This window comes from Mesorhizobium sp. B2-4-14 (assembly GCF_006442155.1).
Classification (GTDB): Bacteria; Pseudomonadota; Alphaproteobacteria; order Rhizobiales; family Rhizobiaceae; genus Mesorhizobium.
The window spans coordinates 39420-55901 of the sequence record NZ_VFVA01000012.1 but is presented as its reverse complement, the minus strand read 5'-3'; the positions used below and the strand labels follow the sequence as shown (position 1 = coordinate 55901).

General features: G+C 64.8%; 14 protein-coding genes and 1 pseudogene. 8 read left to right on the top strand and 7 right to left on the bottom strand.

Annotation, left to right across the window (positions count from 1 at the left end):
* Positions 1-33: 33 nt before the first annotated feature.
* Positions 34-717 (bottom strand): response regulator transcription factor, encoded by a 684-nt coding sequence (locus FJ938_RS13050; RefSeq protein WP_140607586.1) that lies wholly within the window; start codon positions 715-717, stop codon positions 34-36.
* A gap of 202 nt (positions 718-919) precedes the next feature.
* Here FJ938_RS13050 and FJ938_RS13045 point away from each other — a divergent pair, with 202 nt between their 5' ends.
* The 3 genes from FJ938_RS13045 (at position 920) to FJ938_RS13035 (ending at position 3411) form a co-directional block, all read left to right on the top strand.
* On the top strand, positions 920-1618 hold the full coding sequence (locus FJ938_RS13045) for a fumarylacetoacetate hydrolase family protein (RefSeq protein ID WP_140694268.1): 699 nt from the start codon (positions 920-922) through the stop codon (positions 1616-1618).
* Positions 1615-2265, top strand: a complete 651-nt coding sequence (gene maiA, locus FJ938_RS13040; protein WP_140694265.1) for a maleylacetoacetate isomerase — start codon at positions 1615-1617, stop codon at positions 2263-2265. The genes FJ938_RS13045 and maiA overlap by 4 nt, the downstream gene beginning before the upstream one ends.
* 105 nt (positions 2266-2370) lie before the next feature.
* Complete coding sequence (locus FJ938_RS13035) at positions 2371-3411, top strand: zinc-dependent alcohol dehydrogenase family protein (RefSeq protein ID WP_140694263.1); 1041 nt, start codon at positions 2371-2373, stop codon at positions 3409-3411.
* A 26-nt stretch (positions 3412-3437) separates the two neighbouring features.
* Here FJ938_RS13035 and FJ938_RS13030 read toward each other — a convergent pair whose 3' ends face one another.
* Positions 3438-4301 carry a DMT family transporter gene (locus FJ938_RS13030; protein ID WP_140694260.1) on the bottom strand — a complete coding sequence of 288 codons (864 nt, stop codon included), beginning with the start codon at positions 4299-4301 and terminating at the stop codon, positions 3438-3440.
* 105 nt (positions 4302-4406) lie between these two features.
* Between FJ938_RS13030 and FJ938_RS13025 the strand changes: the two genes are divergently transcribed.
* Positions 4407-5810, top strand: a complete 1404-nt coding sequence (locus FJ938_RS13025) for a PLP-dependent aminotransferase family protein (RefSeq protein WP_140694257.1) — start codon at positions 4407-4409, stop codon at positions 5808-5810.
* Between the two features lie 14 nt (positions 5811-5824).
* Here the strand turns inward: FJ938_RS13025 and FJ938_RS13020 are convergent, their stop codons facing one another.
* Positions 5825-6715, bottom strand: a complete 891-nt coding sequence (locus tag FJ938_RS13020; protein ID WP_140694254.1) for a LysR family transcriptional regulator — start codon at positions 6713-6715, stop codon at positions 5825-5827.
* A gap of 128 nt (positions 6716-6843) precedes the next feature.
* Between FJ938_RS13020 and FJ938_RS13015 the strand changes: the two genes are divergently transcribed.
* Positions 6844-8292: an MFS transporter gene (locus FJ938_RS13015; protein WP_140694252.1), complete on the top strand. Its 1449-nt coding sequence runs from the start codon at positions 6844-6846 to the stop codon at positions 8290-8292.
* A gap of 28 nt (positions 8293-8320) precedes the next feature.
* On the opposite strand, the gene FJ938_RS13010 is transcribed toward FJ938_RS13015, so the two are convergent.
* The 3 genes from FJ938_RS13010 to FJ938_RS13000 form a co-directional block, all read right to left on the bottom strand.
* Positions 8321-8818 (bottom strand): MaoC family dehydratase, encoded by a 498-nt coding sequence (locus FJ938_RS13010; RefSeq protein WP_140495716.1) that lies wholly within the window; start codon positions 8816-8818, stop codon positions 8321-8323.
* Positions 8819-9077: 259 nt separating this feature from the next.
* Complete coding sequence (locus tag FJ938_RS13005) at positions 9078-9506, bottom strand: phasin family protein (RefSeq protein ID WP_140694249.1); 429 nt, start codon at positions 9504-9506, stop codon at positions 9078-9080.
* A gap of 104 nt (positions 9507-9610) precedes the next feature.
* A complete protein-coding gene (locus FJ938_RS13000; RefSeq protein WP_140607595.1) occupies positions 9611-10906 on the bottom strand; it encodes a DUF445 domain-containing protein in 1296 nt (431 codons plus the stop codon).
* 268 nt (positions 10907-11174) lie between these two features.
* Here FJ938_RS13000 and rirA point away from each other — a divergent pair, with 268 nt between their 5' ends.
* From rirA to FJ938_RS29925, 3 genes and pseudogenes are all read left to right on the top strand, one after another.
* Entirely contained in the window at positions 11175-11636 is a 462-nt protein-coding gene (gene rirA, locus FJ938_RS12995; protein WP_137934645.1) for an iron-responsive transcriptional regulator RirA, read from the top strand.
* Positions 11637-11816: 180 nt separating this feature from the next.
* Positions 11817-12182: pseudogene (locus tag FJ938_RS30380) on the top strand (TonB-dependent receptor); the annotation flags it as partial.
* A 59-nt stretch (positions 12183-12241) separates the two neighbouring features.
* Entirely contained in the window at positions 12242-12718 is a 477-nt protein-coding gene (locus tag FJ938_RS29925) for a TonB-dependent receptor (protein WP_246673300.1), read from the top strand.
* Between the two features lie 111 nt (positions 12719-12829).
* Here the strand turns inward: FJ938_RS29925 and putA are convergent, their stop codons facing one another.
* Positions 12830-16438, bottom strand: a complete 3609-nt coding sequence (gene putA / locus FJ938_RS12985; protein WP_140694247.1) for a bifunctional proline dehydrogenase/L-glutamate gamma-semialdehyde dehydrogenase PutA — start codon at positions 16436-16438, stop codon at positions 12830-12832.
* Positions 16439-16482: the final 44 nt, after the last annotated feature.

The window sequence follows — 16482 nt, the reverse complement described above, 5'->3', positions numbered from 1 at the left end:
GATCGGCCCTCCCCATGAGTGGAAGGGTGAAGACTAAAACCCCGCCTGATCGCGAAACAACTCCGCATTGTCGAGCTTCGACACTTCGATCACCGCTTGCGTGCGGCTATAGACATTGAGCTTGCGCAATATCTCCGAGACGTGCGCCTTGACCGTGGTCTCGCCGACCTGCAGCTCGTAGGCGATCTGCTTGTTGAGCAGGCCCTGGCGCAGCATCTGCAGCACCCTCAACTGCTGCGGCGTCAGCGTCGACAGGCGCTGGACCATGTCGGCGCGGTTGCTGCTGTCGGCGTCCCGCGGCTGGCCCTCATAGGTTTCCGGCACATAGATCGCGCCGTCCATCACCGAGCGGATAGCATTGGCCAGGTCGCTCTTGCGCGCCGACTTCGGAATGAAGCCGGCGGCGCCGTAGGAGAGTGCCTCCGAAATGATCTTCGGCTCCTCATAGCCCGATACGATCACCACCGGCAGGCGCGGATGGCGGGTCCTGAGTTGCAACAGCCCGTCGAACCCGTGCACGTCGGGCATGCTGAGGTCGAGCAGCGCCAGATCGAACGGCTTTGCGTCGGCCAGAAGATCGAGCGCTTCCGAGATCGAGCGCGCCTCCACCGTGTCGACCTCGGGATAAGCCATCTGCACGGCGCTGTGCAGCGCCTCGCGAAACAGCGGATGATCGTCGATGATCAGAAATCGGGCGCGATCAGTGGCTGACGTCATGGCGTTGGTTTCGAGCCCCGTTCAGTTTGCGGCATAAGGTAGCCCCGCGATCGCGAGCGGATTATTGCCAAATAGTATACCGCCGCCATCTGGATTCCTTGTACGACCTTTTGCGAAGTGCTGCCGCGCCAAATGCGGCGCTTGCCCGGCTCTCGAAATCGGCCGAAGGTGCCGCCTTCCTACATCTATTTTAGAGTTCAACATGACCGCATTCGTTCTACCCGTGCCGCCAACGCCTTCTGTCGCCGTCAGTGGCTCAGCCCAGCGTTTTGCCGTGCGGCGCATCTTTTGCGTCGGCCGCAACTACGCCGCGCACGCCCGCGAGTTCGGCAATGACGAGCGCGATCCGCCCTTCTTCTTCACCAAGCCCGGCGATGCGGTCGTTGATTCCGGCACCGAGATCCCTTACCCGCCGCTGACCGAAAACCTGCATTTCGAGATCGAATTGGTTGTCGCGATCGGTGTAGCTGGTTCTTGGATCGCCCGCGACAAGGCGCTGGACCATGTCTGGGGCTATGGCGTCGGCATCGACCTCACCCGCCGCGATCTGCAGGATGCCGCCAAGAAGGCAGCGCGGCCATGGGACTGGTCGAAGGCCTTCGACCGCTCCGCGCCCTGCGGCCCGCTGGTTCCGGCGCAGAAATCCGGACACCCGGCGAAGGGTCGTATCTGGCTCGCTGTCGACGGCACGGTGAAACAGGATGCCGATCTCGCCGAACTGATCTGGCCGGTGACCGACATCGTCTCGATCTGCAGCGAGGCAGTCGAGCTGCAACCGGGCGACCTGATCTTCACCGGCACGCCCGCCGGTGTCGGCGAGGTCAAGCCGGGAGAGACAATGACCGGCGGCGTCGACGGCATCAGCACGATCGAGATAACCATCGGCCAGCCGAGATCATGAGCGACATCGTCCTGCACAATTACTATCGCTCTTCCACCTCCCACCGGGTGCGGATCGCGCTGGAGATGAAGGGGCTGAGCTATGACTACGTCCCGCATCACCTGCGCCACGGCGAGCATCTGGAGCCCGCCTATCTCGCGCTCAATCCGCAGGGGCTGGTCCCGACAATCGTATGGAACGACGGCATGATGCTGACGCAATCGCTGGCGATCATCGAATTCCTCGACGAAACGCAGCCCCATCCGCCATTGCTGCCGAAGGATCCGTCGGGCCGGGCGCGTGTCAGGATGCTGGCGCAGATGATCGCCTGCGACATCCACCCGGTGAACAATCTGCGCGTGCTGACCTCGCTGCGCACCCTGTTCGGCGCAGGCGACCAGGACATCACCAACTGGTTCCGCCACTGGGTCAACGAAGGCTTCCAGCCGCTTGAAAAGATTCTGGCTTCCTCGCCGTGGACCGGAACATTCTGCCATGGCGAAGCGCCGGGGCTGGCCGACATCTGCCTGGCGGCACAGGTCACCAGCAATGCGCGCTTCGGCGTCGACCTGGCGCCCTACCCGACGATCGCGCGCATCAACGCCGCCTGCATGGCGCTGCCCGCGTTCCAGAAGGCTGCGCCGCAGAACCAGATCGATGCCGAATAGGCAAGCCTGAGGAATTTGCTGCCGCTCTGGCGGAATCGATTTCCGCTTGACCGGCCAGGGAATCGGCTATCGGTTCTGAAGTACGATCCGTGCGAGAGGTTGCCAATGAAAGCCGTCGTCTTCGAGAAATTCGGCGAAGCACCGACGATCCAGACCGTTCCCGATCCGAAGCCGACAGCCGACGGCGTCGTCATCAAGGTCGAGGCGACCGGGCTCTGCCGCAGCGACTGGCATGGCTGGATGGGTCATGACGCCGATATCCGCCTACCGCATGTACCGGGCCACGAATTGGCCGGGGTCGTGGTTGCCGCCGGCAAGCATGTCACCCGCTGGAAGGCGGGCGAGCGCGTCACGGTGCCGTTCGCCGTCGGTTGCGGCCATTGCTTCGAATGCACGTCGGGCAATCACCAGGTCTGCGAGCATCAATCGCAGCCCGGCTTCAACGCGTGGGGTTCCTTCGCCGAATATGTCGCCATCGAGCATGCCGACACCAACCTAGTGCGCCTGCCCGACGAGATGGAATTCACCACCGCCGCCAGCCTCGGCTGCCGCTTCGTTACCTCGTTCCGCGCCATCGTCGATCAGGGCCGGGTGAAACCGGGCGAATGGGTGGCCGTGCACGGCTGCGGCGGCGTCGGCCTATCGGCGATCATGATCGCCAGTTCGATGGGCGCCAATGTCATTGGCATCGATCTCTCCGACGAGAAGCTGGACTTCGCCAGGAAGATCGGCGCGGTCGCCACCATCAACGCCTCGACGACGCCGAATGTGGTCAAGGCCGTCAAGCAGATCACCAATGGCGGCGCGCATATGTCGATGGACGCGCTCGGCCACTCGACCACCTCGTTCAACTCGATCGCCAATCTGCGCCGGCGCGGCCGCCACGTGCAGGTCGGCCTGATGCTGGGCGAGCACGCCCGCCCGCAAGTGCCGATGGACAAGGTAATCGCCTTCGAGCTCGAGATCCTCGGCAGCCACGGCATCCAGGCCTATCGCTACCCAGCACTGATGGAGATGATCCGCACCGGCAAGCTCAAGCCCGAACTTCTGGTCGGCAAGAAGATCAGCCTTGACGAAGCCCCGGCGGCGTTGATGGCGATGGGCGGCTTCGAGGGTATTGGGATTGGGGTGGTGACGAAGTTCTAGTCTAGGTGCGGGAATCTCTTCCCGAACTACCGCGCAAATTTCTTCGCCCCGAACACACACGCCACGACGCCGAGCGTGACGACGATCATCAGCGGGCTGACCTTCTCGTGCAGCAGGGTCGCCGCCAGCGCAAGGCCGAAGAAAGGCTGCAGCAGCTGCAACTGGCCGACCGCCGCGATGCCGCCTTGCGCCAGGCCGCGATACCAGAACACGAAGCCGATCAGCATACTGAACAGCGAGACATAGGCGAGACCAATCCAGGCGTTAGAGCCGACACCGGCGAAGGATGGCGGCAGGGTCACAAAGGTCAGCAGCAGCATGATCGGCAGTGACAGCGCCAACGCCCAGCAGATCACCTGCCAGCCGCCAAGCCGGCGCGAAAGTGCGGCCCCTTCGGCATAGCCCAGCCCGCAGACGATGATGGCGGCCAGCATCAAACTGTCGCCGACCGGTGAAGCGGTCACACCCTGCACCAGGGCGAAACCCGCGACCAGCGCGCTGCCCAGACATGAAAACAGCCAGAAGGCCGGGTGGGGACGGTCGCCGCCGCGCAACACACCGAAGATCGCGGTCGCCAACGGCAGCAGGCCGACGAAGATGATGGAATGCGCGGAGGTGACGTGCTTCAGCGCCAGCGCGGTCAAGAGGGGAAAACCGACGACCACACCGAACGCGACGATCGCCAGGGACAGCAAGTCGCCCCGCTCGGGTCGCTTCTCGCGAAACAAGAGCAGAAGCGCCAGACCGAGCAGGCCGGCTATGGCGGCACGAGACGAGGTCAGGAAGATCGGATCGAAATCCATCACCGCCACGCGTGTCGCCGGCAAGGATCCGCTGAAGATCAACACGCCGATGAAACCGCTCACCCAGCCGCTCGCAGCCTTGTCCATGAAAAGCTCCTTCTGTTGTGCCTTCTATCGGGCTCACCCGATGGCGCCACCAGAGACAATGCAGTACAATTCCACAAAACTGTAATGGCCACACGAGGAGTACAGATGGACGAGCAGACCACAAGACTCGATGGCGGCGCGACGCTGGTCGAAAGCGTCATGGCGACCATCCGTCAGCGGATCGCCGCGCGCAGTCTGACACCGGGAGCCAGACTGCCCTCGATCCGGGCCTTCGCAAAGTCCATGCAGGTGTCAAAGTCCACCGTCGTCGAAGCCTATGAGCGGCTCGCCGCCGAGGGCGCGATCCGCTCCCAGCCGGGCTCCGGCTTCTACGCCGCCGGATCGCTGGCGCCGCTGTCGCTGGCCGAGATCGGCCCTCGGCTCGACCGCGCCGTCGATCCGCTCTGGGTCTCGCGCCAGTCGCTGGATGCCAGCGGCGAAACCCTGAAACCCGGCTGCGGCTGGCTGCCAGCCTCCTGGATGCCCCAGGCCGGCTTGCGCCGCGCCCTGCGCACGGTTGCGCGTGCCGAAGATGTCGCGCTTGCCGATTACAGCACCCCGCTTGGCCTGCCGCCGCTGCGGCAACTGCTGGCGCGGCGCATGGCCGGGCATGGCATCGAAGCCTCCCCCGAACAGATCATGCTGACGGAATCGGGCACGCAGTCCATCGACCTCCTGTGCCGGTTCCTGATCGAACCTGGCGACACGGTGCTGGTCGACGATCCCTGCTATTTCAATTTCCACGCTTTGCTGCGCGCCCATCGCGCCAAGGTCGTCAGCGTTCCCTATACGCCGTCAGGACCAGATATCGAGCTGTTCGCGCAGGCGCTGGCCGAACACCGGCCGCGCCTCTACATCACCAACTCCGCCATCCACAACCCGACCGGTGCGATCCTGTCGCCAGTCACCGCGCATCGTTTGCTCAAGCTCGCCGACCAGTCGGACCTGACCATCGTCGAGGACGACATTTTCGCCGATTTCGAACACACCCCTGCCCCGAAGCTGGCGGCGTTCGATGGTCTCAGCCGCGTCGTCCACATCGGCAGTTTCTCCAAGACGCTGTCGGCGTCGATCCGCTGCGGTTTCATCGCCGCGCCCCGCGACTGGATCGAGGGCCTGACCGACCTCAAGATCGCCACGACCTTCGGCGGCGGACGGCTGGCGGCCGAACTGGTGCTGACCCTGCTGAAGGATGGCAGCTACCGCAAGCATATGGATTTGCTGCGCGCGAAGCTTGCGCGCGCCATGGTCGAGACCGGCGCCCGGCTGAAGGCAATCGGCATCACGCCCTGGATCGACCAGCCGGCCGGCCTGTTCCTGTGGTGCGGCCTGCCCGATGGCGTTGACGCAGCCGAAGTCGCACGCCGCGCCCTGGCCGACAATGTCGTGCTGGCGCCAGGCAATGCGTTCAGCCTGTCGCAGACAGCGAGCCGTTTCCTGCGCTTCAACGTCGCCCAGTGCGGAGACGAGCGGATTTTCAAAGTGCTTGAAAGGGCGATGGCGCACTGACCTGGCTGCTTCGCTCAGCGGCCGGCGCAGACCTCCCGCACGCACTCACGCAACCAGCGTTGCGCCGGATCGGCATCGAGACGCGGGTGCCAGAGCATGGAGATGGTGACTTCCACGGTGGCGACCGGCAGCGCAAAACTGTGCATCCCGGCCCGCGCGCCGGCAGTGTGCCGCTCGGGCACGCTGGCGATCAGGTCCGAGGCGCGTGCCATCGCAAGTGCCGCCGAGAAACCCGAGACCATGCACACGACCGTCCGCTGCAATCCAAGTACGCCCAGGGCCTCATCGATCGGCCCCTTCTCGCGGCCACGCCGCGAAACGCTGATGTGCCGGCCAGCCGCATAGCGCTCGGGCGTCACCGTGCCCTCGCCCAGGGGATGGCCCGCTCGGACGGCACCAATGAAGCGGTCGCGAAACAGCGCCTGGATGCGCACTTCGGGTCCGGTTTCGCCGGCAACACCGATTTCCAGGTCGATCGCCGCGTCGCGCAGCGACATTGCATCCTTGTCGGACTTCGCAGCGAAACGCAACCGCACCCCAGGCGCATCGGCTTCGACGCGGGCGACGAGACGAGGCCCGAACTCCTCGACGAAACCCTCATTGGTACGCAGCGTGAAAACCCTGTCCAGGCGCGGGAGATCAAGCAACTCGGCAGGACGCAGCAGCGCCTCCGCGTCCTGGACGGCACGGCCGACCTGCCGCCGCAACTCCTCCGCCCGCGGCGTCGCCACCAGGCCGCGCCCGGCGCGGACCAGAAGAGGATCGGCCGTTGCCGCCCGCAACCGCGCCAGCGTCCGGCTCATCGCCGAGGGACTGAGCCGCAGACGGCGCGCGGCCCGCGCCACGCTGCCTTCCGCCAGCAAGGCGTCGAGGGCGAAGAGCAGATTGAGATCGGGCGACGTCATCAATGGCGCATAACATGATGTGGCGTCTCATGCACGAATATCATGCAAGTGCTGCGCCTTCCGCCATATCAGCCACAAGACTAGATCTCCAACAGCTCCGGTTCGGAGCGAGCACAAAGGAGATCGCCATGACAGTCGCGGAGCAAAATCGGGATGGGCCGATATCAACTTCACAAAAATCCGCCGGCTGGGCGCTGGCAAGCCTGTCGCTCGCCACGCTGCTGTCATCGTTGGGAACAAGCATTGCCAGCGTCGGGCTGCCCTCGCTGATGCAGGTGTTCGGCGCGCCATTTCAGGCCGTCCAATGGGTGGTTCTCGCCTATCTGCTTGCCATCACCACGCTGATCGTCAGCGCCGGGCGGCTGGCCGACATGTTCGGGCCCCGGCCGTTGCTGCTTGGCGGCATTGCGCTGTTCACATCGGCATCGGTGCTCTGCGGGCTCGCGCCGACGCTCTGGCTGCTGATCGCCGCCCGTGCCGTGCAGGGACTTGGCGCGGCGCTGATGATGGCGCTCACGCTGGCCTTCGTCGCGGAGACCGTGAGCAGGGAAAGGACCGGCAGTGCCATGGGCCTGCTTGGCGCCATGTCCGCGATCGGCACCACACTCGGCCCGTCGCTCGGCGGTCTGCTGATCGCCGGCCTCGGCTGGCGGGCGATCTTCCTGGTCAATGTCCCGCTGGGCCTGCTGACCTTCGCCCTCGCCTGGCGCGCGCTGCCTGCCGGCAACAAGGCAGCCCAACAAGGCAAGTTCGACGCGACAGGCACCGTCCTGCTGGGCTTGACGCTGGCCGCCTATGCGATGGCCATGACGCTTGGCCGGGGTAATTTCGGCGTGCTCAATGTCGGCCTGCTGGCTGTCACCGCCCTCGGTATCGTGCTGTTCGCTGTCGCACAGAGGAGCGTGAAGAACCCTCTGGTCCAGCTTGCCAGCTTCCGGGATCTGCGGCTCAGCGCCAGCCTGGCCATGGGCTTCATCGTCGCCACGGTGATGATGGCGACCCTGGTCGTCGGCCCGTTCTATCTGTCGCGGGGGCTGGGACTTGATGCCGCGACGGTCGGCGTGGTGCTGTCGACCGGGCCGCTCGTCTCGACCCTGTCGGCGCTGCTGGCCGGGCGCCTTTCGGATCGGCTTGGCGCCCACAGGATGATGGTCGCCGGCCTGATCAGCCTCGCCACGGGTACAGCCCTTCTGTCGCTCGCCATGACGACGCTCGGCATTGCCAGCTATGTCGGTCCGATCACCGTCACCTGCTTCGGCTACGCCCTGTTCCAGACATCCAACAACGCGGCTGTCATGAGCGGTGTCGGCGCCGGCGAGCGTGGTGTCATATCGGGGTTGCTCAACCTGTCGCGCAATCTAGGCCTCATCACCGGCGCTTCCCTGATGGGCGCAATATTCGCGGTCGCATCGGCCGGTGCTCGGCAAGGAACAGGTCAGGACGTGGTGAATTCCGCCTCGGCCGCCCGGGGAATGCAGGTCACCTTCGAGACGGCAACCGCCCTGGCGCTGGCTGCACTGTTGCTTGCGCTCTTATCGTTGCGCATTTCCGGCCGTCCGCAGCCCGGGATTGCGTGACCTGCGGGGGGCTTTGGGCGGACACCGCTCAGGCCCCTGCCCGTTTACGGCGCTCATAGAGCATGACCAGCGTCTCCGCCGTCAAGGCGGGCTTCTCCTCACCCTCGATCTCGACCGTGTTGGCGGCCTTCATCAGGTATTGGCCAGGCCCCCTGTCTTCCATGGAAAGCAGCGTGGTGCGCAGCCGGATGCGCGCACCGACCTTGACCGGTGCCAGGAAGCGCACCTTGTCGAAGCCGTAATTGAAAGCGGCCTGCGTATTTTCCGGCACGATGCCCATACCGAGCGCCAGCGCGCCAATGATCGACAGCGTCAGATAGCCGTGCGCGATCGTCGTGCGAAACGGGCTTTGCCGCCGCGCGCGTTCGGGGTCGACATGGATCCATTGATGGTCGCCGGTGCATTCGGCGAACTGGTTGATACGGTTCTGGTCGACCGTGGTCCATTCCGAGACGCCGAGCTCCTGCCCGGACATCGTCCTCAACTGCTCGTAGGTCGGCGGCGTTTTAGGCCGTATTTCAGTCATTCCTGCTTTCCCGATAGCTTGCAGCGCCTCCGGACCACGAACTGACTGCTTCTGTCAATTCGTCGCGCATGATTCCGTTCCGCTGAATTCCGGCCGATTCGTGCCATGGCTTGCCTTGCAATGGCAGGTCGAATTCGGATTTTCTGACTGTCAAGAACGGGCGTGAGCGATAGCGTTGCGCTGGTGCAACTATGCGCAAGGTTGCGGGATTGCGAACCGGCGCCCCCGGCCGAAGGCAGAACCGCAGCCCATCGAAGCCTTACTTCTGCCCATAGCCGGCGCGGATTTCCTCCATCGCCTCCTTGATGCGCGCACGCAGGATATCGATCGATTCGGTGCCCGATTCCCTCGCCAATTCGGCCACTTCACCGGCATTTTTCAGGGCGGCCTCGAAGGATTTCCTGGCGAACTCCGTCTGCTTGGCCAGGAGTTCTTGGGGGTTCCCCGGCGCCCGGTAGCTCTGCGCCATGTCGGCAACCTCGCGCAGCGTGTCCTGCAGCATCTCGCGTTGTCTTGACAGCAGCGAGGACGCTCCGGCGGCACTGACGCGCGCCGATTTCTCCAAGGCTTCGAGGTTCTTGCGGTGATGGGCGAGGATCGCCTCGACATCGACATTGGGCACCTTCAGGTCACGGCCGAATCTGCCGAACATGTCCATGAAGGAATCGGATTCCGGTTGCTTTGCCATGAGTGTCTTCTCCCCTGTTGCCGCGGATGCGGTGCCCTCGTCGGGAGAATAGCACTGGGCTGCCGTATGTCCATTTCGAACACAGGCCTGGCGAGCGAGGCGCATCAATTGACCGGGAGCAGCAGCTCGATCGTGTAGAGCACGATGCCCGCCAGTCCGCCGATGATCATGCCGTTAAAGCGGATATATTGCAGGTCCCTGCCGATGTTCATCTCGATCAGCCGCGTCAGTTGCGCCAGGTCCCAGCGCTTGACCTGATCGGCGATGAATTTCGACACGCCGCTCTTCTGGCTCTCGACGAAGGAGGCCAGCGCCACGACGAACCCCTGGTTCATGTCGGCCCGGATCTGCGCATCGCCGGCAAGGTGCCGCCCGACCTCGACGAACATGTTGGCGAGATGCGCGCGGATCACCGAATTCGGCGCCTTGGCGTCCTGTTCGATGAACAGGCTGAGGCTCTCCCACATATCGCCGGCCAGCGCCCTGACTTCCGGTCTGGCGAGGAAATCGTGCTTCATCTTCTCGGCACGCCTGGCATACTGCTTCGACGTCCGCAGCCGCTCGACGAAGCCTTGCGCGAATCGGTCGAACTCGGCGCGCATTGGATGGTTGGGATCGGCCCGGACCTCGTCGAGCAGGGAGCCCGCGGAGGCGACGATCTTCTTCAGCAGATAGGCGTCGGCCCTGAACAGGTTGAACAGCGATGGCAGTTCCTCGCGGATCTTCTCGCGCATCGTCGCCAGCGCCTGCTCATCGTTGAGGAAACGGCCGATCACCTTGATGAATTCGTCGAACAGCTTCTGGTGTCGGCGGTCATCGGTGAGTGCCGACAACAGTTCGGCGGCCAGTGGCGCCAACGGCACCTTTTCGATCTGCTCGAGCATGCGGCTGGTGACGAAGCCGCGCAATCCGGATTGCTCGACGGCGGCAAGCGTCTGCGGCACCAGCCGCACGACGAAGCGCGACAGGCCGGCGGCGCGCTCGGCGTCGGCCAGCCAGTCGGCGACCAGCGCTGAAAAATCGACCTCGGCCAGCTTTTCCCGCACCGGTTCCGGCGCCAGGAAGTTGACCTCGATGAAGCGGCCGAGATTATCGGCGATGCGGTTCTGGTTTTCCGGAATGATGGCGGTGTGCGGGATCGGCAGCCCGAGCGGCCGCCTGAACAGCGCCACCACCGCGTACCAGTCGGCGAGGCCGCCAATGGTCGCCGCCTCGGCGAAGGCAGCGACGAACCCCAGCCACGGATAGGTGCCCTGGAACGACTTGGCCAGCGCAAACACCAGCACGCAAAGCGCCAGAGCGGCCGTGGCGATGAATTTGGTTCGCCGCAGCGCGGAGAGTTTGGCGGCCGCGTCGGTGTCGAAACGGACGGGCGCCAGGGACTGGGCCGATTGAGACATGATGAACCGCTCCTCGTCGATCCCAGCCTATCTAGTGCTTCGGCCGCCAAAATGCCCGCGACGACCGTTTTCCTAAGCTTTTCGCTCCACTGCGCACATAAAGTTGACGAGAATATTCATCTATCAAACGATGCCAGTCTGGAATTATTCCAAGGTATAAGCCATATTCGGATCGAGGCCAGCGTGGCGAATTCGAATTCCGGATGGGAGCCGCGCGGCAAAGTTTTGGAATCTGGCGTGGGTTGCGCCAGCGCCTAGCGAGGACAAGATGCGGCTAACGCGCCAAACCAACTATGCCATGCGCATCCTGATGTACTGTGCCGCCAACAATGACCGGTTGAGTCGCATTCCAGAGATCGCGGCCGCCTATTCCGTATCGGAGCTTTTCCTGTTCAAGATCCTGCAGCCGCTGGTCGAGAACGGCCTTGTCGAGACCGTGCGCGGCAGGAATGGCGGGGTCCGGCTTGGCCGGGCTGCCGAGGCGATCAGCCTGTTCGACGTCGTGCGCGTCACCGAGGAAAGCTTCGCCATGGCAGAATGCTTCGAGAACGACGCCGCCGAATGCCCGCTGGTCGACAGCTGCGCGCTGAATTCGGCGCTGCGCGAGGCGCTCAACGCCTTCTTCGCCGTGCTGGCCCGCTACACGATCGCCGACCTCGTGGCGGCGCGGCCGAATGTGCGCAACCTGCTCGGCATCGACATGCTGGAGCGCCGCGCGCCGGCCGCGTAGTCCACAACGCGGCCTTAGCGGCTCGATTCTTCGTCATTCCAGGGCGGAGCAAGGAGCGAAGCGACGCGCGTAGACCCTAGAATCCATGCCGTAACGTTCGAGCGCCGCTACGATGAAAAACTAGCGACACAGCGCCAGCTCTTCTTCCGGACCGCTGCATTCTTCGTTTGATGTAGCGGCATGGATCCTCGGGTCTCCGCGTCCGCTACGCTCCCGCTCCGCCCGTGGATGACGAGTGAGAGGGTTGGCAAATGTTTCCTCAGGCCGAGCCTAAACCGCCGATTGCGGCAATACGAAAGGCACGCTTCCCGCAGGCAACGCGCCGGTATCCAGTTCTACGGCACCTATGCGGAGGGCTATCGCTCACCTTCGATGACGGAGACATTGATCAGCGGCAACCATCCCGCAGGAGTGAGCTTTCCGTTCCTGCCCAACCCAAATCTGCGCCCCGAAACCGGCAAGACGACCGAGTTCGGCGTCAACTACAAGCAGAACGACATCATCGAGGCCGGCGACGCGCTTCGTCTCAAGGCGGCCTATTTCAACAACAATGTCGACGACTATATCGACGGCGTGACGCTGTCGCCGTTCGCTCCGGGCAGCGGCTGCCCGTTCGGCCCCGGTATCCCGATCTGCTTCAGTATCAGAACTTCGCCAAGGCCGGGATCGACGGCTTCGAACTGGAAAGTGTCTATGACCCGGCCTGGGGCTATGCCGGGCTCTCGGCATCGTTCGTCGATGGTCACACCATATCCTACATGGGCGCCGAGGCCGATCTTGCGACGATCCCGTCCTCGCAGGTGACAGCCCAGCTAGGGCTGCGCTTCCTCGAGGACAAGCTCACCGTCGGCGTCGAAGTGCAGTACAATGGCAAGCCGAAGGGCAATGTGGTGACCAGGGATTATACGCCGGTCAATGCCTTCGTCAGCTATCAGGCGACCGACGCTCTGAAGGTCGATTTCCGCGCCGACAATCTGTTCGACGTCAAATACGCCAACCCGCTGAACGGCAGCACGACAGCCGCGGTCTATGAACCGGGCATCACGCTGAAGCTGGCCGCAACGATGCGGTTCGGTGGTTGATGATCGTGACGCGCTTGACGGCACCCCTTGGTTTGCTGACCTCGACGCTGGGACTTTCCGTCGTCGAAGGCGCCTGACCACGGCAATGCCATGGAGGCCAGCCGCGCCGGCTCAGGCCGCGGCGAGCAGGCTCGCATTGCCGCCCGCCGCCGTGGTGTCGACGCAGACAGCCCGCTCATGCGCATAGGCCGCCGGATTGAGCACCTCGCTGACCAGCGGCACGATCGGCCCGCCGCGCTCGGCAATCACCTTGCGCACGATGCGCGCCGCCTCGGGCGTTCCGGAAAAGGCGACGACATCGACGCGTAACGAGCGTGCCTCGACCGGATCGGGCCGGCCATCGATCGCCGCCAAAGGCAAGCCCTTCCCGGTCAATGCGGACAGTGCGGCGGGAGCTCCCGGCGCCACGGCCAACACCGCATTGCCGGCGGCAAGCGCCTGGATGGTCTGGGCGAGCAGCGTATCGCCATCTGGACCGAGGCACAGCACCCGCCCGCGCGGCGACAGCGACAGCGTGTTGGCCTCACCGGTCGGCCCCGGCAGATCGACCTGGCCGAAGTCGATGCTGGCGGCGGCAGCGATCGCCGCCGCTCCCTTACCGCGCAGATGCTTGCGCAGGATGGCGATGCGGTCCGGCCGGGTCGACCAGCCGCCAAGCGCCGAATCCGGCAGATTGTCGGCCAGTTCGGTCGCCGTCACCTTGTGGCCGTCCTGCACATGCGTGCCGGCCTCGGGGCCTTTGCGGAAGCGTCGGAGATAGTGCGGCCCGCCGGCCTTTGGTCCCGTACCGGACAGCCCCTCGCCGCCGAACGGCTGCGATCCCACCACGGCGCCGATCTGGTTGCGGTTGACATAGATGTTGCCGGCATGGATGCCGTCGACGAAATGCTGCACGCGGCCTTCGATACGGGTGTGCAGGCCGAAGGTCAGGCCATAGCCCTTGCGATTGATCGCCGCGATCACCGCATCGATCTCGTCGGCGTCGAACGTCGAAACGTGCAGCACCGGCCCGAACACCTCGCGCTCCATCTCCTCGATGCCCTTGACCCGAAAGACGTGCGGCGCCACGAAGCGGCCGTCCTTCGGAGCTTCGAGCTTGGCGATCAGCCTGCCCTCGAGGCCCTTCTTGGTACAATAATCGCTGATCGAGGCCTGGGCCTCGTCATCGATGACCGGACCGACATCGGTCGAGATCAGCCAGGGATCGCCGACGTTGAGCGCTTCCATCGCGCCCTTCAGCATCTGCAGCATCTTCTTCTCGACGTCCTTCTGCACATAGAGCACGCGCAGCGCCGAACAGCGCTGGCCCGCACTCTGGAAGGCCGAGGCCAGAATATCGCGCACCGCCTGTTCCGGCAGGGCCGTGGAATCGACGATCATGGCGTTGAGGCCGCCGGTCTCGGCGATCAGCATGGCATCTGGCGCGGCGGTCTCGGCCAGCTGCTTTTCGATCAGCTTGGCGACCTCGGTCGACCCGGTGAAGCAGACGCCGGCAATGCGCGGGTCGGCGGTCAGCGGTCCGCCGACCGACGGGCCATCGCCGGGCAGAAGCTGGATGACATCCTCCGGCACGCCGGCCTCGCGCAGCAATTCGACGGCGCGGAAAGCGATCAGCGGCGTCTGCTCGGCCGGCTTGGCGATGACCGAATTGCCGGTGACGAGTGCGGCCGCGATCTGACCGGTGAAAATGGCGAGCGGGAAATTCCACGGCGAAATGCAGACGATGGCGCCCCGCGCCTCGGTGCCCGCCTCGGCATTGGCCGCCTCAGTGGCGTAGTAGCGCAGGAAGTCTACGGCCTCGCGCACCTCGGCGATCCCGTCGGCCAACGATTTGCCGGCTTCGCGGGTGGCCAGCGCGAAAAATTCGACCGCATTGGCTTCATAGAGATCGGCGGCGCGGTTGAGGATGGCGGCACGTTCGGCGACTGGACGTCTGGCCCAGGCCGGTTGCGCTTCCACCGCGATGCGCACGGTGGCCGCGACCTGCTCGGCGGTGGCCTCATGAACCGTGCCGACCACCTCGTCAGGCTTCGCCGGATTGACGATCGGACGCTGCTTGCCGTCGCCGGCGGCGCGCGTGATCGGCTTGGCGTGCCAGCGGTCCGGCCCGGCAAAGGCCGCCCTGGCCTTGTCGATTGCCGCGAGCGTCACCGTGTCGGTGATGTCGAATCCCTTCGAATTGCGGCGGCCGGTTCCGAATATCTGGGAAGGCCGGGCAATCGCCGGATTGGCGGCCGGCCCTTGGTGCTCGATCGTCTCGAGCGGATCGCGGGCAATGTCCTCCGGCTCGACATCCTCGTCGGTGAGTTGATGCACGAACGAGGAATTGGCGCCGTTCTCCAGCAGCCGGCGCACCAGATAGGCCAGCAGGTCGGAATGCGCGCCGACCGGCGCATAGATGCGGCAGCGCGTGCCTTCGGCCTTGCGCACCGTCTCGTGCAGTGCCTCGCCCATGCCATGCAGGCGCTGGAACTCGAAGGAATCGCGATCTCCTGCCATGGACAGGATGGCCGCGACGGTGTGGGCGTTGTGCGTGGCGAATTGCGGATAGATGCGGTCGGTCATGCCAAGCAGCTTCTTGGCGCAGGCTATGTAGGAGACGTCGGTGTTGGCCTTGCGGGTGAAGACGGGATAGCCCGACAGTCCCAGCGTCTGCGCCCGCTTGATCTCGGTGTCCCAATAGGCGCCCTTGACCAGCCGCACCATGATGGTGCGGTCGTACTTCTTCGCCAGCGCGTAGAGCCAGTCGATGGCAAACGCGGCGCGCGGCCCATAGGCCTGGACGACGACGCCGAAACCATTCCAGCCGGCGAGTTCCGGCTCGGCCAGCACCCGCTCGATCACGTCGAGCGACAAATCGAGGCGGTCGGCCTCCTCGGCATCGATGTTGAGGCCCATTCGCGAATGGCGCGCTGCGAGCGCCAGCGACAGCAGCCGCTCGGCCATGATGGGCAGCATCTCTTCCCTCTGCGCCACTTCGTAGCGCGGATGCAGCGCCGAGAGCTTGACCGAGATGCCGTGGTTCTGGCGGATGTCGGGGCCGTTGGAGCCGGAGTCGAGCGAGGAAATGGCATCGGCATAGGCCCTGTGGTAGCGCAGGGCGTCGGCCTCGGTGCGGGCGGCCTCGCCCAGCATGTCGAAGGAATAGAGATAGCCCTTCTGGATCATCGGCCGGCCGCGCTTGACGGCTTCCGCTATGCTACGGCCGAGCACGAACTGCTCGCCCATCTCGCGCATGGCGGCGGCCACCGCCTTGCGGATGACCGGCTCGCCCAATCGCCGCACCATCGAACGCAGCGTGCCTTCGATGCCGCCCTCGCCCTCGTCGAGGACACGGCCGGTCAGCATCAGCGCCCAGGTCGAGGCGTTGACGAAGATCGAGCTCGAACCGCCGGAATGCGCCGACCAGTCGTGCGGCGCGATCTTGTCGGCGATGAGATCGTCCATCGTCTCGGTATCAGGCACGCGCAGCAGCGCCTCGGCCAGGCACATCAGCGCCACGCCTTCCTTGGTGGAGAGGCCATAGGCGGAGAGGAAGACCTCCATGAGCCGTGGATCCGACGAGCCGCGCACCGCCCGCACCAGGTCGGCGGCGCGGGCCGAAATCGCCCTGCGGTTCTCGGCCGAGAGCCCCGTCGTCTCCGCCAGACGCTTCAGCGCCTCGTCTTCGTCGGGCAGGTAGTTGGCGCGGATCTGCTGGCGGATAGCGTCGAGTGGCATGGCGGTCCTATGAGCAAGCATAAGGGAGCGGCCCGGCGGTCACC